Source organism: Streptomyces sp. BV286 (genome assembly GCF_019090165.1).
Lineage (GTDB): Bacteria > Actinomycetota > Actinomycetes > Streptomycetales > Streptomycetaceae > Streptomyces.
In genome coordinates this window covers 1-19,066 of the sequence record NZ_JAHRIB010000212.1, presented here as the reverse complement: position 1 = coordinate 19,066, position 19,066 = coordinate 1, and the positions used below count along the sequence as shown (strand labels likewise).

Annotated in this window: 17 protein-coding genes; 7 read left to right on the top strand and 10 right to left on the bottom strand. The window is 70.5% G+C overall.

Annotation, left to right across the window (positions count from 1 at the left end; genetic code table 11):
- Position 1: 1 nt before the first annotated feature.
- From hisH to hisD, 5 genes are read right to left on the bottom strand one after another with little or no spacing between them, the layout of a single operon-like run.
- On the bottom strand, positions 2-652 hold the full coding sequence (gene hisH, locus KUF83_RS40650) for an imidazole glycerol phosphate synthase subunit HisH (RefSeq protein ID WP_217460149.1): 651 nt from the start codon (positions 650-652) through the stop codon (positions 2-4).
- Positions 643-807, bottom strand: coding sequence for a hypothetical protein (locus KUF83_RS40645; protein ID WP_217460148.1), 165 nt, complete (start codon positions 805-807; stop codon positions 643-645). Before KUF83_RS40645 ends, hisH begins: the two co-directional genes overlap by 10 nt.
- A gap of 4 nt (positions 808-811) precedes the next feature.
- Positions 812-1,405 (bottom strand): imidazoleglycerol-phosphate dehydratase HisB, encoded by a 594-nt coding sequence (hisB, locus tag KUF83_RS40640; RefSeq protein ID WP_055518513.1) that lies wholly within the window; start codon positions 1,403-1,405, stop codon positions 812-814.
- Positions 1,402-2,517, bottom strand: coding sequence for a histidinol-phosphate transaminase (locus KUF83_RS40635; RefSeq protein WP_217460147.1), 1,116 nt, complete (start codon positions 2,515-2,517; stop codon positions 1,402-1,404). Before KUF83_RS40635 ends, hisB begins: the two co-directional genes overlap by 4 nt.
- Positions 2,514-3,836, bottom strand: coding sequence for a histidinol dehydrogenase (gene hisD, locus KUF83_RS40630; RefSeq protein ID WP_217460146.1), 1,323 nt, complete (start codon positions 3,834-3,836; stop codon positions 2,514-2,516). The genes KUF83_RS40635 and hisD overlap by 4 nt, the downstream gene beginning before the upstream one ends.
- Positions 3,837-4,049: 213 nt before the next feature.
- On the opposite strand from hisD, the gene KUF83_RS40625 reads away from it, so the two are divergent.
- The 4 genes from KUF83_RS40625 to ybaK all read left to right on the top strand — a co-directional run bounded on the left by KUF83_RS40625 (position 4,050) and on the right by ybaK (position 8,203).
- Positions 4,050-5,630 carry an oxidoreductase gene (locus KUF83_RS40625; RefSeq protein WP_217460145.1) on the top strand — a complete coding sequence of 527 codons (1,581 nt, stop codon included), beginning with the start codon at positions 4,050-4,052 and terminating at the stop codon, positions 5,628-5,630.
- A gap of 154 nt (positions 5,631-5,784) precedes the next feature.
- A complete protein-coding gene (locus KUF83_RS40620) occupies positions 5,785-6,840 on the top strand; it encodes a hypothetical protein (RefSeq protein WP_254645113.1) in 1,056 nt (351 codons plus the stop codon).
- A gap of 11 nt (positions 6,841-6,851) precedes the next feature.
- Positions 6,852-7,592: an LON peptidase substrate-binding domain-containing protein gene (locus KUF83_RS40615; protein WP_217460144.1), complete on the top strand. Its 741-nt coding sequence runs from the start codon at positions 6,852-6,854 to the stop codon at positions 7,590-7,592.
- A 107-nt stretch (positions 7,593-7,699) separates the two neighbouring features.
- Positions 7,700-8,203, top strand: a complete 504-nt coding sequence (gene ybaK, locus KUF83_RS40610; protein ID WP_217460143.1) for a Cys-tRNA(Pro) deacylase — start codon at positions 7,700-7,702, stop codon at positions 8,201-8,203.
- A gap of 266 nt (positions 8,204-8,469) precedes the next feature.
- Here the strand turns inward: ybaK and KUF83_RS40605 are convergent, their stop codons facing one another.
- The 4 genes from KUF83_RS40605 to KUF83_RS40590 form a co-directional block, all read right to left on the bottom strand.
- Positions 8,470-9,105 (bottom strand): AAA family ATPase, encoded by a 636-nt coding sequence (locus KUF83_RS40605; protein ID WP_217460142.1) that lies wholly within the window; start codon positions 9,103-9,105, stop codon positions 8,470-8,472.
- A 34-nt stretch (positions 9,106-9,139) separates the two neighbouring features.
- Positions 9,140-9,982 (bottom strand): ABC transporter permease, encoded by an 843-nt coding sequence (locus KUF83_RS40600; protein ID WP_217460141.1) that lies wholly within the window; start codon positions 9,980-9,982, stop codon positions 9,140-9,142.
- A gap of 70 nt (positions 9,983-10,052) precedes the next feature.
- Positions 10,053-11,033, bottom strand: coding sequence for an ABC transporter ATP-binding protein (locus KUF83_RS40595; RefSeq protein ID WP_217460340.1), 981 nt, complete (start codon positions 11,031-11,033; stop codon positions 10,053-10,055).
- 231 nt (positions 11,034-11,264) lie between these two features.
- A complete protein-coding gene (locus KUF83_RS40590) occupies positions 11,265-12,491 on the bottom strand; it encodes an NYN domain-containing protein (protein WP_217460140.1) in 1,227 nt (408 codons plus the stop codon).
- Positions 12,492-12,715: 224 nt separating this feature from the next.
- On the opposite strand from KUF83_RS40590, the gene KUF83_RS40585 reads away from it, so the two are divergent.
- Positions 12,716-12,895 (top strand): hypothetical protein, encoded by a 180-nt coding sequence (locus KUF83_RS40585; RefSeq protein WP_143637796.1) that lies wholly within the window; start codon positions 12,716-12,718, stop codon positions 12,893-12,895.
- Positions 12,896-13,055: 160 nt separating this feature from the next.
- On the opposite strand, the gene dnaE is transcribed toward KUF83_RS40585, so the two are convergent.
- Positions 13,056-16,598: a DNA polymerase III subunit alpha gene (gene dnaE, locus KUF83_RS40580; protein ID WP_217460139.1), complete on the bottom strand. Its 3,543-nt coding sequence runs from the start codon at positions 16,596-16,598 to the stop codon at positions 13,056-13,058.
- A gap of 247 nt (positions 16,599-16,845) precedes the next feature.
- On the opposite strand from dnaE, the gene KUF83_RS40575 reads away from it, so the two are divergent.
- Together KUF83_RS40575 and KUF83_RS40570 are read left to right on the top strand one after the other, a co-directional pair.
- Positions 16,846-18,180, top strand: coding sequence for a DUF2252 domain-containing protein (locus KUF83_RS40575; protein ID WP_217460138.1), 1,335 nt, complete (start codon positions 16,846-16,848; stop codon positions 18,178-18,180).
- Positions 18,181-18,247: 67 nt separating this feature from the next.
- A protein-coding gene (locus KUF83_RS40570; RefSeq protein ID WP_217456034.1) for an IS5 family transposase occupies positions 18,248-19,056 on the top strand; the annotation gives its coding sequence in 2 pieces (ribosomal slippage) (positions 18,248-18,595 and positions 18,598-19,056; 807 coding nt in all).
- The last annotated feature ends 10 nt before the right edge of the window (positions 19,057-19,066 follow it).

Below are 19,066 nucleotides of genomic sequence, written 5' to 3'. Positions count from 1 at the left end.
TCTACAGGGTTCCGATCCAGTTGGTGAGCAGCTGGGCTCCGGCGTCGCCGGACTTCTCGGGGTGGAACTGGGTGGCCCACAGGGCGCCGTTCTCCACGGCCGCCACGAAGGGCTTGCCGTGCGTGGACCAGGTGACGAGCGGGGAGCGCATCGCCGGGTTCCCGGTCTCCAGGGACCAGTCGTGGACGGCGTACGAGTGCACGAAGTAGTAGCGCGCGTCCGCGTCCAGGCCGGCGAAGAGCTGGGAGCCGGCCGGTGTGTCGACGGTGTTCCAGCCCATGTGGGGCACGATGTCGGCCTGCAGCGGCTCGACCGCGCCGGGCCACTCGTCGAGGCCCTCGGTCTCGACGCCGTGCTCGATGCCCCGCGCGAACAGGATCTGCATGCCGACACAGATGCCCATGACCGGGCGGCCGCCGGCGAGCCGGCGTCCGACGATCCAGTCGCCGCGCGCCTCCCTCAGCCCGCTCATGCAGGCGGCGAAGGCACCGACACCGGGCACGAGCAGCCCGTCCGCGTTCATGGCCTTGTCGTAGTCGCGCGTTATCTCGACGTCGGCGCCTGCGCGCGCGAGTGCGCGCTCGGCGGACCTGACGTTGCCGAAGCCGTAGTCGAAGACGACCACGCGCTTTGCCGAGGTACTCAATTCCACACCTCCAGTCGGAGGACACCTGCCACGAGACACATGCCCGCGCCGATCGACAGCAGGACGATGAGGCTCTTGGGCATCTGCTGTTTGACGAAGGAGTAGATCCCGCCGAGCAGGAAGAGCCCGACGACGATCAGGATGGTGGAGAGGCCGCTCATGGCTTTACAGCGCACCCTTCGTGGAGGGAAGGATGCCCGCCGCGCGCGGGTCGCGCTCGGAGGCGTACCGCAGGGCCCGCGCGAGCGCCTTGAACTGGCACTCCACGATGTGGTGGGCGTTGCGCCCGTACGGCACGTGCACGTGCAGGGCGATCTGCGCCTGCGCGACGAAGGACTCCAGGATGTGCCGGGTCATCGTCGTGTCGTACTCGCCGATCATCGGCGCCATCTTCTCGGGCTCCGTGTGCACGAGGTACGGGCGGCCGGAGAGGTCGACGGTCACCTGGGCGAGCGACTCGTCCAGCGGGACGGTGCAGTTGCCGAAGCGGTAGATCCCCACCTTGTCGCCGAGCGCCTGCTTGAAGGCGCCGCCCAGCGCGAGGGCGGTGTCCTCGATGGTGTGGTGGGAGTCGATGTGCAGGTCGCCCTCGGTCTTCACGGTCAGGTCGAACAGACCGTGCCGGCCGAGCTGGTCGAGCATGTGGTCGTAGAAGCCGACGCCTGTCGACACGTCAACCTTTCCGCTGCCGTCGAGGTCGATCTCGACGACGACGGAGGTCTCCTTGGTGTTCCGTTCGACACGGCCTACGCGGCTCATGCGCTCTGCTCCTTCTTCAGTTCACGGACCGCGTCGAGGAACGCGTCGTTCTCGGCCGGGGTGCCCGCGGTGACCCGCAGCCATCCCGGTACGCCGTTGTCCCGGACCAGAACTCCCCGGTCGAGGATCTTCCGCCAGGCCTCGTGCGAGCCCATCTCGCCGTCGAACCGTCCGAACTGGACGAAGTTGGCGTCGGACTCGGTGACGTCGAAGCCGATCGCGCGCAGTTCGGCGACCAGCCGGTCCCGCTCGGTCTTCAGCTGCTCGACGTATCCCAGCAGTGTGTCGGTGTGCTCCAGGGCGGCCAGCGCGGTCGCCTGCGTGACGGCCGACAGGTGGTACGGCAGCCGTACGAGCTGGACCGCGTCCACGACGGCCGGGTGCGCGGCGAGATAGCCGAGGCGCAGGCCGGCCGCGCCGAACGCCTTCGACATCGTGCGCGAGACGACGAGATTCGGCCGACCTTCGAGCAGGGGCAGCAGCGAGTCGCCGTGGCTGAACTCGACGTACGCCTCGTCGACGACGACCATGGACGGCCTGGCGGCCTGCGCGGCCTCGTACAGCGCGACGACGGTCTCGGGCGGAACCGCGTTGCCCGTCGGGTTGTTGGGGGTCGTGACGAACACGACGTCCGGCCGGTGCTCGGCGATCGCCCTCTCGGCGGCGGCGAGGTCGACCGTGAAGTCCTCGTTGCGGGGGCCGGAGATCCATCCGGTGCCGGTGCCGCGCGAGATCAGGGCGTGCATCGAGTACGAGGGCTCGAAGCCGATCGCCGTGCGGCCGGGCCCGCCGAAGGTCTGCAGGAGCTGCTGGATGACCTCGTTCGAGCCGTTGGCCGCCCACACGTTCTCGACACCGACCGCGTGTCCGCCGGTCCTCGTCAGATAGGCGGCGAGCTCCGTGCGCAGTTCCACCGCGTCCCGGTCGGGGTAGCGGTTGAGGCTGCGGGCGGCCTCGCGCACCCGCTCGGCGATCCGCTCGACGAGCGGCTCGGGCAGCGGGTAGGGGTTCTCGTTGGTGTTCAGCCGGACCGGGACGTCGAGCTGGGGCGCGCCGTACGGGGACTTCCCGCGCAGCTCGTCGCGGACGGGGAGGTCGTCGATGCCGGTCACTTGCTGGGCACCTTCCAGTCGAACCTTGCCTTGACGGCGGCGCCGTGGGCAGGGAGGTCCTCGGCCTCGGCGAGCGTCACCACGTGGTGGGCGACCTCGGCCAGCGCCTCGCGCGTGTAGTCCACGATGTGGATGCCGCGCAGGAAGGACTGGACGGACAGGCCCGAGGAGTGGCAGGCGCAGCCGCCGGTGGGGAGCACGTGGTTGGAGCCGGCCGCGTAGTCGCCGAGCGAGACGGGCGCCCAGGGGCCCACGAAGACCGCGCCCGCGTTCCGTACGCGGTCCGCGACCGCGCTCGCGTCGGCCGTCTGGATCTCCAGGTGCTCCGCGCCGTACGCGTTGACGACGCGCAGGCCCTCCTCCACGCCGTCGACCAGCACGATCGCGGACTGCCTGCCGCTCAGCGCCGGGACGATCCGGTCGTCGACGTGCTTGGTCGCGGCGACCTGTGGCTCCAGCTCCTTCGCGACCGCGTCGGCCAGCGCGACCGAGTCGGTGACGAGGACGGCGGCCGCGAGCGGGTCGTGCTCGGCCTGGCTGATCAGGTCGGACGCCACGTGCACCGGGTCGGCGGTCTCGTCCGCGAGGATCGCGATCTCGGTCGGGCCGGCCTCGGCGTCGATGCCGATCCTGCCCGCGAAGTACCGCTTGGCGGCGGCGACCCAGATGTTGCCCGGTCCGGTGACCATGACGGCGGACGGGCAGGACTCGGTGCCGTAGGCGAACATCGCCACGGCGGTCGCGCCGCCTGCCGCGTACACCTCGTCGATCCCGAGCAGCGCGCAGGCGGCGAGGATCGTGGGGTGGGGCAGGCCGCCGAAGTCAGCCTGCGCGGGTGAGGCGAGCGCGATCGACCTGACGCCCGCCTCCTGGGCCGGTACCACGTTCATGATCACGGACGAGGGGTAGACCGACCGGCCGCCGGGCGCGTACAGCCCGACCCGGTCGACGGGCACCCACTTCTCGGTGACCGAGCCGCCGGGCACGACCTGGGTGGTGTGCGTGCTGCGGCGCTGCTCGCGGTGGACGGTCCGGGCGCGGCGGATCGACTCCTCCAGGGCCGCGCGGACGGCCGGGTCGAGCCGGTCGAGCGCGTCGGTGAGGGCCTGCGCCGGGACCCGTACGGATTCCAGGCGGACGCCGTCGAACCTCTCCGCGTAGTCGATCAGCGCCGCGTCACCCCGATGATGCACGGCCTCGCAGATCGGACGCACCTTCTCCAGGGCGGCCGAGACGTCGAAGTCGGCTCGGGGCAGCAGGTCGCGCAGAGCGGAACCCTCGGGGAGGGCGTCGCCGCGCAGATCGATTCGAGAGATCACATGCCCAATTCTCGCAGACGGCCGTCGGACGCCGGACGCCTGTATCAACGGCTGATACGAGCCGTGGACCACCGGAATGCAAGTGGCCCGAATTCGCACCTGACGGTGACGCTGAGTGACCCCCTTCACTCTGGGTGTTCAGGCGGTCTCTCAGTGGGCATCACGTGGACAACTGTACGAAACCCGCGAGTAGCAGAGGAGAGAGAGAAAACCGTGACCGAGGGGGCCGGCCTCCGCGCCGGTGAGCTGCCCGACGACCTGACCGCCGCCGAGGCCGGCATGTGGCAGGCGTTCCGCAACGGCAGCGTGTACGACCTGCGTGCCGGAGACACCGTCGTCGACGATCCGCACGGCGGCCACCCGTGGGGCCCGGAGCGCACCGTGCGGGCACGGATCGTGTGCTGGCTGCTGCTGGACGGGCCGCCCGCGCTGGACGGCCGCGTGGCCTCCCTCAAGCTGACCGGGGTGCAGATCGTCGACACGCTCGATCTCGCGGGCGGCACCGTCGAGCCGTATGTCGAGATGAAGGGCTGCCGCTTCGAGAAGGAGGTCCTGCTGCCCGAGTCCCGGTTCACCACCCTGCGCCTGGTGGACTGCGCGATACCGCGGCTGGAGGCGGCCCGGCTGCACACCGAGGGCGATCTGCATCTGCCGCGCTGCCGCTTCCACAACGGCGTACGTCTGACCGACGCGCACATCGGCACGGACCTGCTGCTCAACCAGGCGGTGATCTACCGGGACCGGCGCGGCAGCTCCCTCGTCGGCGACGGGATGACCGTTGGGCAGGATTTACAGGCCGAGATGCTGGAGTCGCACGGCGAGCTGAGCCTGCGCGGCGCCAAGGTGGGCGTCTCGCTCAGCCTGCGCGGCAGCCGCCTGGCCAATCCGTACGGGCGCCGGGCACTGAACGCGCCGCAGCTGACCGTCGAGCGCACGGTGTACCTGACCCCCGCGGGCCTCACCGACCCCGTGCAGAGCAGCGGACGCACCCCCGCGCGGGGCACCCGGGTGCAGCGGTTCGAGTGCACGGGCGGGATCCGGCTCGACGACGGCCGGTTCGGGGACGCGGTGGACCTGGAGCAGGCCCGCCTCACCCTGCACGACGACCAGGAGGTCTCGCTGCGCCGCGTCCAGGTGCCCGAGCTGCGCTTCCTCGGCGAGCGCCCGCAGCGCGGCCGGATCGTGCTGAACGGCGCGCGGGTGATCACCCTCATCGACCAGGCGGCCAGCTGGCCGGGCGCGGGCCAGCTGCAGATGGGCGGCTTCCAGTACGAGTACCTGGTGCCGCGCGGCCCGTTCCCGCTGGCCCGGCGCCTTCAGTGGGTCGCCGCGGCCACCCCGGAGTACAACCCGGAGCCGTACGAGCGGCTGGCCACGGTGCTGCGCAACGGCGGCGAGGACGAGGACGCGCGCGAGGTGCTGCTCGCCAAGCAGCGCCACCGGCGCGAGAACCTGCCGATCGCGGCCAAGCTGTGGGGGTACGCGCAGGACTGGACGGTCGCCTACGGATACCGGCCGGGGCGCGCGGCCGTGTGGATGGCCGTGCTGTGGGCGGCGACCTCGGTCGCGTTCGCGCACGCCGATCATCCGCCGCTGAAGAGGGGTGAGCATCCGCCGTGGAACCCCGCGCTGTTCGCACTGGATCTGCTGCTGCCGGTCATCGACCTCGGCCAGGTCGGCTTCTGGCAGCTGCGCGGCGGCTGGCAGTGGCTGTCCGCGGTGGTGATCCTGCTGGGCTGGATCCTCGCGACGACAGTGGCGGCGGGCGCCACCCGCACCCTCCGCAGGGGCTGAGCCGCCCCGCCCTGCGCATGAGGGCCGCACAGCCGATCGACATGTGAGGAACAGTCACCTTTTACCTGTCCTTGACCCTTCCACACGCAACCAATACACGGTTACAAAAGCGTCACCGCGCTCCCTCTGGTACGCGTCCGACCTGCGGATTTCAATGGGCAGCACCATGGCACTGCTGCGCGCGCTCCTCCGTACGGCCCGGATGGCCAGGAACACGTCGAGCCTCGCCGCCGGACTGCCCGCCGACGACGAGGTGCTCCTCGACGTCCCGGACGAACGGCTCGGTCCGGCCCTGGTCGCGGCGGGCCGCGGCGAGTACGGACCGGCCGGCAAGCTGCTGGCCGCCACCCGTGAGGCCGCCGAGTGGGAGAACCGGGACCGGTACACGATCCGCCTCGCCGCCTTCGCCCTCTCCCGCGGCGAGTGGTTCGACGAGTGGCGGTCCGCCGCCCCGCACGACCCGGACGCGACCCTGGTCAAGGCCGAGCTGGCGGTGTGCCGGAGCTGGGAGTCACCGGCCCGCGCCGAGCTGCTCCGCCAGGTCGGGCCGCTGATCTCCGCCGCCGCCGAGAGCTCCCCGCGCGATCCGGTGCCCTGGCGCATCGCCCTCGACCACGCCCGGGGCACGAACGCGCCGCACACCGACTTCGAGCAGCTGTGGGCCCAGGCCGTGCGCCGCTCCCCGCACCACTACGGCTGCCACGTGGCCGCCCTGCAGTACCTGTCGGCCGCCTGGTACGGATCGCACCGCGAGTGCTTCGACTTCGCCGAGCGGGCCGCGCAGGACGCGCTGCCGGGTTCCCTGATCCAGGCACTGCCCGTCCGCGCGGCCTTCGCCTACCTGACCGAGGGCGGCGGGGCGGCCGTGAGCCGCAAGCGCCTCGACGCGGCCGCCGACCTGGCCGTCGCCCTCTCCGCGGAGTACGCGGACGGCGACCCGTGGCCCGCCGAGGTCCGCAATCTGCTCACCTACGTGCTGATCCGGCTCGAACGCTGGGAGGACGCGCTCGAGCAGCTGCGCAGGATCGGCCCGTACGCCACCTCGTTCCCCTGGGACCGTGTCTCGGGCGATCCGCTCGGCCAGTTCCTCGAACTGCGGGACGGAATCCGGCTCCAGGTGGCCTCGGACAGACCGCTGAGAACACGCAACAGGGATCTTCCGTATCCACAAAGTGAGCACGACGGACGTACGCCCTCCGGTGACCATTAGGATTTTGCGTCGTGACCACCGTCCGGCTCCCACTCTTCCCCCTGAACTCGGTGCTGTTCCCCGGGCTCGTCCTGCCTCTGAACGTCTTCGAGGAGCGCTATCGCGCGATGATGCGCGATCTGCTGAAGACCCCGGAGGACGAACCGCGCCGGTTCGCCGTCGTCGCCATCCGCGACGGCCACGAGGTGGCGCGCACCGCACCCGGCATGCCGGACCAGACGGCCGTGCCGCAGAGCGGGCCCTCGGCCGGCTTCGGCGACGACCCGGTGAAGGCCTTCCACACGGTGGGGTGCGTCGCCGACGCCGCCACCGTCCGGGAGCGGGCCGACGGCAGCTTCGAGGTGCTCGCCACCGGGACGACCCGGGTGAGGCTGCTGTCCGTGGACGCCTCGGGGGCCTATCTGACGGCCGAGCTGGAGGAGCTGGCGGAAGAGCCCGGCGAAGAGGCGGGGGCGCTCGCCGAGGGGGTGCTGCGGGCTTTCCGGCAGTACCAGAAGCGGCTGGCGGGGGCGCGGGAGCGGTCCCTGTCGACCGGGGCCGACCTGCCGGACGAGCCGGCGGTCGTCTCCTACCTGGTCGCGGCCGCGGCGATGCTCGACGTCCCGGCGAAACAGCGACTGCTCCAGGCTCCGGACACGGCGGCCCGCCTGCGCGAGGAGCTGACGCTGCTGCGGGCGGAGACCGCGATCATCCGCAATCTGCCGTCGTTGCCCGCGTCGGAGCTGACGCGCGGGCCGACGAGCCTCAACTGACGTGAGCCCTGTCTGCTCGGACCCGCGCAGGCAGTGAGCGGGCACGGGACCGGCGCGGGCACCGGACCGGCGCGGGTGCAGGTCTCCCGGCGGCGAAGAAGGATCTCTTGGCGAAGAAGTCGAAGAAGCAGCAGCAGACCGGCGGGACACCGGCGACCGTGGCACTCACCGCGGCAGGCGTCGGGTTCACGGTCCACGCCTACGCACACGATCCGGCGCATCCCTCGTACGGCGAGGAGGCCGCCGAGGCGATGGGCGTCTCGCCCGACCGGGTCTTCAAGACGCTGGTCGCGGACGTCGACGGAGAGCTGACGGTCGCCGTGGTGCCCGTGGCGGGCTCCCTCGACCTGAAGGCACTGGCGGCGGCGGTCGGCGGCAAACGGGCCGCGATGGCCGATCCGGCCGCCGCGGAGCGCACCACGGGGTACGTCCGCGGGGGAATCTCGCCGCTCGGGCAGCGCAGGAGGCTCCGCACCGTGCTGGACGCCTCCGCGGGCTCGCACGCCACGATCTGCGTGTCGGCGGGGCGGCGGGGGCTCGAGGTCGAGCTCGCTCCGGACGACCTGGTGAAGCTCACGGACGCGGTTCTGGCACCTGTCGGGCGTGCATGACCCCTCGACGGAGGCCGGGTTCTCGGTTAAGTACCGAGGACATGTCGAAGAAGACGCGCAAGCGGAAGTGGCGGGTCAGGAAGGGACGGGCGAACCACGGACGCAGGCCCTCGTAGGCCGCGGACCACTGGTAGCCGCCCACCTGGTGGTTGAGGGCACATGAGCTTCCGTGGGGCCTCGTCGCGCACACGCGGCGGGGCCCCGCACCCTTGCACCGGTGCCGCGCACCCGGACGGCGGCCCGCCCGCCGCCCCCGGGTCGCGTCGTCAGGCAGGAGGGCCCGGCGGGTACGGGTACTGGTCGGGTTCCGGGTCCCGCGGGGCGAACAGGGCCGTCAGGCCGAGGTGGATCAGCAGGGCCGAGAGGGACCAGGCGAGCAGGGCGCCCTTGGCACCGAGCTCCAGCGGGGCGTCGAAGACGACTCCCTTGCCGACCTCCTTGGCGTGCCCGATCACGTCCTGGGTGGGGCCGAGCCAGATGCCGAGGCGCCAGGCGAGCAGCGAGCCGAGGATGCCGCCGACGGTGAGCGCGAGGACGAGCGGGATGCCGCCCCGACGCCGTACGAGGAACACGGCGAGCGCGCTGACCAGGCCGAAGCCGAGTGCCAGCAGGGTGAACATGCCGTCGACGCCGACCGCCTGCTCGCCCTCCGTGTCCTTGAGATAGACCGCCGTGCTGTCCGAGACGAGCGGTACGTGCGGCGCCAGCCACCACCACAGGACACCGAGCAGCACCCCGCCGAGCGCCATCGCGACCGTGACGATCGCGGCCTCGCGCAGTTCCGTCCTCAGCCCGGGACCGTCCTCCTCATGACCGAGCCCGTACCCGGGCGGCGGCGCCTGCCAGGTGTGGTGCGGAGGCTGGTCGTTCGGCTGCGGTGGCGGAGTCAGCGGTGCGGTCACACTGACATCGTGCCAGGCCCGCCCCCGGGCCGCGTCACCGGACGGCCGCCCGGCGGTAGGCCCAGGTCGCGACGGCCAGCGAGGCGACACCGACGCCCGCGCACACGGCGAGGTCGAGCAGGACGACGCCCCAGTCCGGGTCCGGCCCGAAGGTCAGCCCGAGGGCCTCGACGCCATAGGTGGAAGGCAGCAGGTCACGCGCGTACTGGACGACCGTGGGCAGCCGGTCCGGCGGCAGCACGCCGAGCAGCAGCGCGGCCGACATGCCCAACTGGCCGAGCAGCGTGGCCAGTTCCGGACGCGGCGCAAGGAGTCCGAGCGCCGCTCCGAGCCCGGCGAGGGCCGCGCCCGCGAGCGGGATGACGGCGACGAGGATCCACAGGTGCGTCATCGGCAGCTGGAAGAGCACACTGCCCACGACGGCGGTCACGAGCGTCCCGGGCACGGTGAAGGAGGCGTACGCGGCGGCCGCGCCCAGCACGACGGCGGCGGGCGGCACGGGCAGCGTCGCGTAGTGGTCGAGACCGCCGCTGGCACGCAGCTGACCGAAGTACTGGGCGAGCAGGTTGAGCGCGACGAACGCGACCACGAGGACCGACGAACCGGCGACCACCGCCCGCGCCTCGTCGCCGCCGTCCACGACCCCCCGCATCAGGACCATGATCCCGACGGACTGGAACGTCGCCACGAACAGCAGGGGGATCCGCGCCACCCGGGCCCGGGAGAGCTGTGCCCGGTAGACGGCGGCCAGCGCCGGCCACAGCCGCGCGCGCGGCCCGAGCGCGGCCACGGCACGGGCACCGTCCTCGGTGTCCACGCCCCGGTTCGCGTCCGCGCGGGCTACGCCGGGCAGGACCTCGGCGGGTACGACACTCACGTCGAGCGGCTCCTGTTCGCTTCGGCTGTCGTCCTGTACCTGTTCCGTACGGCTGCGGGGGCCCGCGTGCTCATGCCTTGACCAGCCCCCGTACGTTGCCGGTGCTGCCGCCCAGTGCCAGATACACGTCCTCCAGGCTCGGGGTGGCGAGCGTGAAGTCGTCCAGGGCGGCGAAGGCCGCGCCCCCGGTGACCGCCGCCACGGCCGCGCGGGCCTCCTCGGGGGCGAGCCGCAGCGACCAGCGACGGCCCGACTCTACGGCGCGGTCGCGCAGGGCGGCGACCTCGGGCACGTCGAGCGGCGCGCGCTCGCGCCAGACGAGGTCGAGGCGCACCTCGCCGGCGACCTGTTCCTTCAGCCCGGAGGGGGTGTCGCAGGCGATGACGCGGCCCTTGTCGAGTACGGCGACGCGGTCGAGGACCGTCTCCGCCTCGATGACGTTGTGGGTGACCAGGAGGACCGTCGTGGCGTGCTCGGCCCGGCGCCGGTCGACGGCGCCCCAGACGGCACGGCGGGCGACGGGGTCCATGCCGGTGGTCGGCTCGTCGAGGACGAGGAACGGCCGGGCGCCGACGAGCGCGGTGGCGAAGCAGGCGAGCCGCCGCTGACCGCCGGAGAGCTTCTTCAGGGGCCGCGAGGCCAGGGCGGTGAGTCCCAGCTCCTCCAGGACCGCGTCACGCTCGGCCCGGGCGGCGCGCGCGTCCAGCCCGCGCAGGCGTCCGGTGGTCTCCGCAGCAAGGGACACGGTCAGCTCGTCGAGCGCGGTGGACTCCTGACCGAGGTAGGCGAGGATGCGCGCCGCCCGCTCGGGGTGGCGCACGACGTCGTGCCCGAGGATCTCGACGCTGCCGCGGTCCGGGCGCATCAGCCCGGTCAGCTGGCGTACGAGGGTGGTCTTGCCGGCGCCGTTCGGCCCGAGCAGGCCGAAGATCTCGCCTCGCCTGATGTCGATCCGTACCCCGTCGGTGGCCCGCACCTCGGGTGTTCCGGGTGCCCCGCGCCGTCCGCGCACCGCCGGATACGTCTTCGTAAGATCCCGCACCGCGCACACGACATCCCCACCGTGCCCGTCCCGGACTGCCTGTGCGGTGCGCGTACTCACGAGAATTGAGAGTACGGGGTCACGGACACCCGGCGACGCCCGGGGCGGGGATACGCCCGATATCGGCCACATCAGGGACGCGGAACAGCGCCCCGTGAGGGGCGCGGGGAACTGCGCGACAAGCCCCCACTCACCCGCGGATCACACACAACACCCCGTCGGCGTCGGCGTCCGCCCCCTCTACTCCCCCGCGGGAGCGTGCTCGGCCCCGGTCCGTACGTCGATCTCCCGCCAGAACCCGGCCCGAATCGCATACCGGTCGTGCTCGTCGATCTGGTCGTCCTTGTGGGCGAGCAGCCCGAACCGCGCGGCATACCGCAGCAGCTCACCGTCGATGCGGTGCGGCACCCGCGGATACATCGTGGACAGCTTCGGCAACTGCGCCTGGTCCGACAGCCGCTCCATCCACCGCCGCGCGAAGACCTGCCCGACCTCGTAGGGGTCACCGCCCACCGTCGTGATGTCCTCCTCGCGGTCGGCCCACCGCTGCTCCGCCGAGGTGAGCTGCGCGAGCGTCGGCAGCAGCGCGGCCTCCGCGGACTCGGCGGCGGTGCCGGGCCGGTCGACCCACCCCTTGTCGGAGGACCAGCGGAGCGTGGCGCTCGCGGGTTGCTGGGGGGCCTGCGCTCCGGGGGCGCCGGGCGCGCGCAGCGCGGCAAGGTCCTTGGGCGTCGGCACGCCCTTGGCGGCCGGTACCCGCGCCTCCGCGCCGTTCTCCCCGGGGTCGGCCTGTGCGTGCTCGGTCTCCCGGGCGGCCCGCTCACCCGTGGAGCTCGGCGCGGACTCGGGCAGCGGCGCGGAGAGGATCGCGGCGATCTCGGGCCGCGGCACGGGCGCCGGCGCGCAGATCCCGCCGAGTTCCTTGGCCCGTACGGCCTTGGTGATCCAGATCCGGTCGAGTACGCGGCGCTCGTCGGCCTCGGCGACGAGGTCCTCCGACTGGTTGTAGTCGCCGTCCGCGGCCTGCACGGCCCACAGGTGCACGGCGACCCCGTGCTCCTTGGCGGCCATCATGCCGGGCAGCAGATCCCCGTCACCGGTGACGAGCACGACGTCGGAGCAGGCACGGTTGCGCGCCAGTTCCGTGAGCTCGGCGTGCATGGCGGCATCCACACCCTTCTGCGCCCACCGCCCGTCACTGCGGGTGAGCGCACCAAGGCGCACCGTGACTCTGGGCATCACCCGCAGCCTGCGGTGCTCCGGCTGCGGTACGCGGTCGGGGGCCCCGTCGAACCAGTAGATGCGCAGCAGGGGCCGTTCCGTCTCGGACTCGGCGCGCTCGCGCAGCCCCTGGATGAGGGCGGCGTGGTCAACGGTGATCCGGGATCGCGAGGGTTCCCCGGCGAGGAGACTGGCAGCGGCCCCGAGCAGATAACCGGCGTCCACCAGGACAATGCAGCGGTCCACGCGATCCACCCTCTTTCCGGGAGGTTTGCTTCGGGCTTCCTTCGAGTCTGCCCGACCACGCGGAGGTTAACGGCCGGAACTCGATCTTCGGCGTGGCGGATCGGAGGAGCACTCACCGACAGGCCTTATTACGCACGGTAATTCTCCGAAATGCGTGACTTCTCAGCCTATGTGAGTCTGGTCCCGGCCCTGGCCCCTAGATCCCCCGTAGGAGGCAGATCGTCATGGCCAAGAACAAGAACCGCAAGCAGGGCGGCCAGCAGGACCGCTCCTCGCAGGCCGAGCGTGCGCAGGAGCAGGCCGACCGGTCCTCGGCGGAGGCGCAGCAGTCGCCGATGTCGCAGGCCCAGGGCAGCCCCGCCGATGTTGCCCGTAAGCACCAGAAGCGCTTCGGCCACAACTGAGGCAGGCGCACGGGCCGTTACGGCCCTGGCACACGTCGAGGGGCGCACCCGGCAGCGGGTGCGCCCCTCGCGCGGTTCCGGAGGACCGGCATCGGTCCGGAGACCCGCCTGGAACCGGTGACCGGCATGGAACCGGTGGCTCGCGTGGATCAGGAGACGGTCAGCCGGTGGCCAGGCAGGACGGGCCGAGCAGCACCTTCAGGTCGCCGAAGAGCGCGGGGTCCGGCTTCACCCGGTGCCGGTCGAGCCGCAGCACCGTGGTCCTGCTCGGGCCCTGGAGCCTGATCCGCACCTCGCTCTCGCCCTTGTGGTGGCTGAGGATCTCGCCGAGCCTGCTGATCATGGGCGGGGTGATCTTCAGGGCCGGGATGGTGAGGATCACGGGCGCGTTGGTGCCCGCGTTCGACAGGTCCGGGACCTGCAGCTCCATCGCGACCAGGCGGGGTACGTCCTCGCGCTTGTCGAGGCGTCCCTTGACGAACACGACGGCGTCCTCGACGAGTTGGGTGGACACCAGCTGGTAGGTCGCGGGGAAGAACATGCACTCGATGGAGCCGGCGAGGTCCTCGACGGTGGCGATGGCCCAGGCGTTGCCCTGTTTGGTCATCTTGCGCTGGAGGCCGGAGATGATGCCGCCGATGGTGACGACCGCGCCGTCCCCGTGCTCACCGCCGGTGAGCTGGGCGATGCCCGCGTCGGCCTTGTCGGACAGCACGTGCTCCAGGCCGAAGAGCGGGTGGTCGGAGACGTACAGACCGAGCATCTCCCGCTCCTGGGCGAGCAGGTAGGCCTTGTCCCACTCGTCGGTGGTGAACTCGACGTCGAGACCGAAGCCGGGCTCGCTGGTGTCCTCCTCGCCCATGCCGCCGAAGAGGTCGAACTGCCCCTCGGCCTCTTTCCTCTTCACCGCGACCACGTTGTCGATCATCGGCTCGAAGTGCGCGGTGAGGCCCTTGCGGGTGTGCCCCATCGTGTCGAAGGCGCCGGCCTTGATGAGCGACTCCGTGGTGCGCTTGTTGCAGGCGGCCGCCTCGACCTTGTCGAGGTAGTCGGGGAACGAGGCGTACTTCCCCTTGGCCTTGCGGCTGCGGATGATCGACTCGACGACGTTCGTACCGACGTTGCGGACCGCCGAGAGGCCGAAGAGGATCACGTCGTCGCCCTGCGCGGCGAAGTTCTGCTCCGACTCGTTGACGTTCGGCGGCAGGACCTTGATCTTCATGCGTCGGCACTCGTTGAGGTAGACCGCCGACTTGTCCTTGTCGTCCTTGACCGAGGTGAGCAGCGCGGCCATGTACTCGGCCGGGTAGTTCGCCTTCAGGTAGCCGGTCCAGTAGGAGACCAGTCCGTACGCGGCCGAGTGGGCCTTGTTGAACGCGTAGCCGGCGAAGGGGACCAGCACGTCCCACAGGGCCTGGATCGCCTCGTCGCTGTAGCCGTTCTTCCGGGCGCCCGCCTGGTAGAGGACGAAGTTCTTCGCCAGTTCCTCGGGCTTCTTCTTGCCCATCACGCGGCGGAGGATGTCGGCCTCACCGAGCGAGTAGCCGGCGATGATCTGGGCGGCCTTCTGGACCTGCTCCTGGTAGACGATCAGACCGTAGGTGACCGCCAGAACCTCTTCGAGCGGCTCCTCCAGCTCCTTGTGGATCGGCGTGATCTCCTGGCGCTTGTTCTTGCGCTCCGCGTAGTTGATGTGCGAGTTCATGCCCATCGGGCCCGGCCGGTAGAGGGCCGAGACGGCGGAGATGTCCTCGAAGTTGTCGGGCTGCATCTGGCGGAGCAGCGAGCGCATCGGACCGCCGTCGAACTGGAAGACGCCGAGGGTCTCACCGCGGCAGAGCAGTTCGAAGGTCTTGGGGTCGTCCAGCGGGAGGGAGAGCATCTCCAGGTCGATGCCCTTGTTGGCCTTCACCATCTTGATGGCGTCGTCCATGATCGTGAGGTTGCGCAGGCCCAGGAAGTCCATCTTCAGCAGGCCGAGCGACTCGCACTGCGGGTAGTCCCACTGCGTGATGGTGACGCCGTCGGTGTGGCGCGTCCAGAGCGGGGCGTGGTCAACGATGGGCTCGCTGGACATGATCACGCCGGCCGCGTGCACACCCATCTGCCGGACCAGGCCCTCGACGCCCTTCGCGGTGTCGATGACCTTCTTCACGTCCGGCTCGTTCTCGTACATCCCCCGGATCTCGCCGGCCTCGCCGTAGCGCGGGTGCGAGGGGTCGGTGATGCCGTTCAGGTCGATGCCCTTGCCGAGGACGTCGGCGGGCATCGCCTTGGTGAGCCGGTCGCCCATCGCGTACGGGTAGCCCAGCACGCGCGCGGAGTCCTTGATGGCGTTCTTCGCCTTGATCTTGCCGTACGTGCCGATCATGGCGACCTTGTCGGCGCCGTACTTCTCCGTCACGTACCTGATCACCTCGACGCGCCTGCGCTCGTCGAAGTCGATGTCGACGTCGGGCATGGAGACGCGCTCGGGGTTGAGGAACCGCTCGAAGATCAGACCGTGCGGGATGGGGTCGAGGTCGGTGATGCCCATGGCGTACGACACGATCGAACCGGCCGCGGAACCACGGCCGGGGCCGACCGCGATGCCCTGCTTCTTGGCCCACATGATGAAGTCGGCGACGACGAGGAAGTACCCCGGGAACCCCATCTGGATGATGACGTCCATCTCGTACTCGGCCTGCTTCTGGCGGTCGTCGGGGACGCCGCCGGGGAAGCGGCGCGCCATGCCGCGGCGCACCTCCTCCTGGAACCAGGTGACCTCGGTGAAGCCGTCGGGGATGTCGAACTTCGGCATGAGGTTCTTCGCCTCGAACATGCCCGTCGTGTCGATCTGCTCGGCCACCAGAAGGGTGTTCGCGCACCCTTCCTGCCAGGCGTCCGAGGAGTCGACGGCGTACATCTCGTCCGTCGACTTCAGGTAGTAACCGGTCCCGTCGAAGCGGAAGCGGTCCGGGTCGGAGAGGTTCTTGCCGGTCTGGATGCACAGCAGCGCGTCGTGCGCGGTGGCCTCGTGCGCGTACGTGTAGTGGGAGTCGTTCGTCACCAGCGGGGGGATACCCAGCTTCTTGCCGACCCGCAGCAGGTCCTCGCGGACCCTGCTCTCGATCTCGATGCCGTGGTCCATCAGCTCCAGGAAGTACCGGTCCTTGCCGAAGATGTCCTGGTACTCCGAGGCCGCCTTCACCGCCTCGTCGAACTGGCCCAGGCGCAGGCGGGTCTGCAGCTCGCCGGAGGGGCAGCCCGTGGAGGCGATCAGGCCCTCGGACCACTGGGAGATGGTCTCCTTGTCCATGCGGGGCCACTTCTGCAGCCAGCCCTCCGCGTATGCGTCCGAGGAGAGCTTGAACAGGTTGTGCAGCCCTGTGCTGTTCGCCGCCCAGATCGTCTTGTGGGTGTAACCGCCGGAGCCGGAGACGTCGTCCCGCTTCTGGTGCGGCTGGCCCCACTTGATCTTGCGCTTGTTGCGCCGCGACTCGGGGGCGACGTACGCCTCGATCCCGATGATCGGCGTGACGCCGGCCTTCTTGGCCGAGTGGAAGAAGTCGTACGCCCCATGGAGGTTGCCGTGGTCGGACATGGCGATATGGGACATACCCATCTCGTTGCACGCGTTGAACATGTCCTTGAGCCGCGCGGCACCGTCCAGCAGCGAGTACTGGGTGTGGACGTGCAGGTGCGTGAACGGCGGCTTTGACACGGCTTCGGCCTCCAAGAAGAACTGGCGTCGACGAGCTCCCGACAGGCTGCGGACAGTCTGGCGGACAGCGTCGAAGTCTATGCCTGAGCACTGACACACGGAGCTGTCTCCCCCGTACCTTCGTACGGGGGAAACGGGCACTCCCGCGAACTCCCGTCCGTTGGAGGATGACGGAGACATCCGTCACGGCGGACGGCACATTCCGTCCTGTTCGTCATGCACCACCTGCACCAGGAGGCACCTACCGATGTCGGTTCCGCAGCTCAACGCCGAGCAGCGCGGGGAACAGATCCTCGCCGTCTTCGACACCGCCTTCGGCGATCTGCTGGCCGCCGACCCGGCCGCGTTCCGCGTGAAGTTCCGGAAGATGGCGGCCTCGGCGTTCGCGTTCTACCGCGGGACGGCAGGGCTCTTCTACCAGGACCTGGAGCAGGAGGCGGCCACGCACAGCGGGCCGTATCTGGACGAGCGCACCTCGCGCGTGTGGATCCACGGCGACCTCCACGCGGAGAACTTCGGCACGTACATGGACGCCCAGGGCCGCCTGATCTTCAACGTGAACGACTTCGACGAGGCGTATGTCGGCCCCTTCACCTGGGACCTCAAGCGCCTCGCGGCCTCCCTGGCCCTGATCGGCTACGCGAAGGCCCTGAGCGACGAGCAGATCACCGCCCTCGTCCGGACGTACGCGGCCGCCTACCGCGAGCGCATCCACGCCCTCGCGACGGGCGCCAAGAGCGACGAGGTGCCGCCCTTCACGCTGGACACCGCGCAGGGCCCGCTCCTGGACGCCCTGCGTGACGCCCGCTCGCTGACCCGCTTCGGGCTGCTCGACTCGATGACGGAGATCCGCGACTTCGAGCGCCGCTTCGCGCCGGGCGGCGGCTCCATCGAGCTGGACGCGGCCACCCGTTACAAGGTCCTGGCCGCCTTCGACGGCTATCTGGAGACCCTGCCGGAGTCGTCCCTGGACCGCCCGGACTCGTACCGGGTGAAGGACGTCGTGGGCCGCCGCGGCATCGGCATCGGCTCGGCCGGTCTGCCCTCGTACAACATCCTCCTGGAGGGCGCCACGGACGCCCTGGAGAACGATGTGGTGATCTACATCAAGCAGGCCCAGACCCCGGCCGTCTCCCGGCACGTCACGGACCCCTCGATCCGTGACTACTTCCAGCACGAGGGCCACCGCACGGTGATCTCTCAGCGTGCCCTCCAGGCGCACGCCGACCCGTGGCTGGGCTGGACCGAGCTGGACGGCGCGGGCCAGCTGGTCGCCGAGGTCTCGCCGTACGCGGTGGACCTCGACTGGAGCGACATCGACGACCCTGAGGAGATCGCGGCGGTCGTCGCCGACCTGGGCCGGTCCACCGCGACCATGCACGCGGCGGCGGACGACGAGAGCGGCCACTCGGAGCTGGTGCCGTTCTCCACGGAGCGCGCCATCGACGCGGCGATCGCGGGCGACGAGGACAGCTTCGGCGACCTCCTCGTGGACTTCGCGCACGACTACGGCGCCCGCGCGCGGGCCGACCACCAGATCTTCGTGGACCTGTTCCGTAACGGACGGATTCCGGGTCTGTAGCCGTCCGCCCACTCACAGGACTCCTTTAGACGACGTTTCCTTTGGCGAGGAGAGTCGTTGTGTTGGTATGACAAGTCTTGCTGAGCATCTGGTCTCGGATGAGTTGTGGGAGCTGTTTCGGCGGGTGGTGCCGGAGACGGTGGTGGTGCGTCCGCAGGGCGGGGGCCGTCGGCGGGCCGGGGACCGTGAATGCCTGACCGCGATCGTGTTCGTGGCCACGTCGGGCTGTTCCTGGCGGCAGTTGCCGCCGGTGTTCGGGCCAGTCTGGCCCACCGTCTACCGACGTTTCGCGCGGTGGACTCAGCAGCGTGTGTGGGCTCGCCTGCACCGCGTCATCCTCGATGAACTCGGTGCTCAGGGGGGATTGGACTGGTCACGATTCGCCGTGGACTCGGTCAGTGTCCGCGCCCTCAAAGGGGGCAGTTGACGGGACCGAATCCGACCGACCGCGGCAAGTTGGGATCGAAAATCCATCTTGTCGTCGACCGTGCCGGCCTGCCCGTCTCTGTCGCGATCTCGGCCGCCAACACCCACGACAGCCTGGCCCTGCAACCGCTGGTCATGGGGATCCCGCCGGTCCGCAGTCCTCGCGGTCCGCGGCGTCGCCGGCCGGCAAAGCTCCACGGCGACAAGGGCTACGACTATCCCTACCTGCGTCGATGGCTCCGTGAGCGGAACATCGTTCCTCGCATCGCCCGCCGCGGTGTCGAGAACTCACAACGCCTGGGCCGACACCGCTGGGTGGTCGAGCGCACCATGTCCTGGCTCAGCGGATGCCGCCGCCTCCACCGACGCTACGAACGCAAGCCCGAACACTTCCTGGCCTTCACCGCCATCGCCACCAGCCTCATCAACCACCGCCGACTCACCAAGTGAAACGACGTCT

Bases quoted from the DNA above. Each gene is read 5' to 3' on its own strand.
- KUF83_RS40620 (WP_254645113.1), top strand. From the start codon at position 5,785: ATGGGCAGCACCATGGCACTGCTGCGCGCGCTCCTCCGTACGGCCCGG.
- hisB (WP_055518513.1), bottom strand. From the start codon at position 1,405: ATGAGCCGCGTAGGCCGTGTCGAACGGAACACCAAGGAGACCTCCGTC.
- KUF83_RS40575 (WP_217460138.1), top strand. From the start codon at position 16,846: ATGTCGGTTCCGCAGCTCAACGCCGAGCAGCGCGGGGAACAGATCCTC.
- KUF83_RS40645 (WP_217460148.1), bottom strand. From the start codon at position 807: ATGAGCGGCCTCTCCACCATCCTGATCGTCGTCGGGCTCTTCCTGCTC.
- KUF83_RS40585 (WP_143637796.1), top strand. From the start codon at position 12,716: ATGGCCAAGAACAAGAACCGCAAGCAGGGCGGCCAGCAGGACCGCTCC.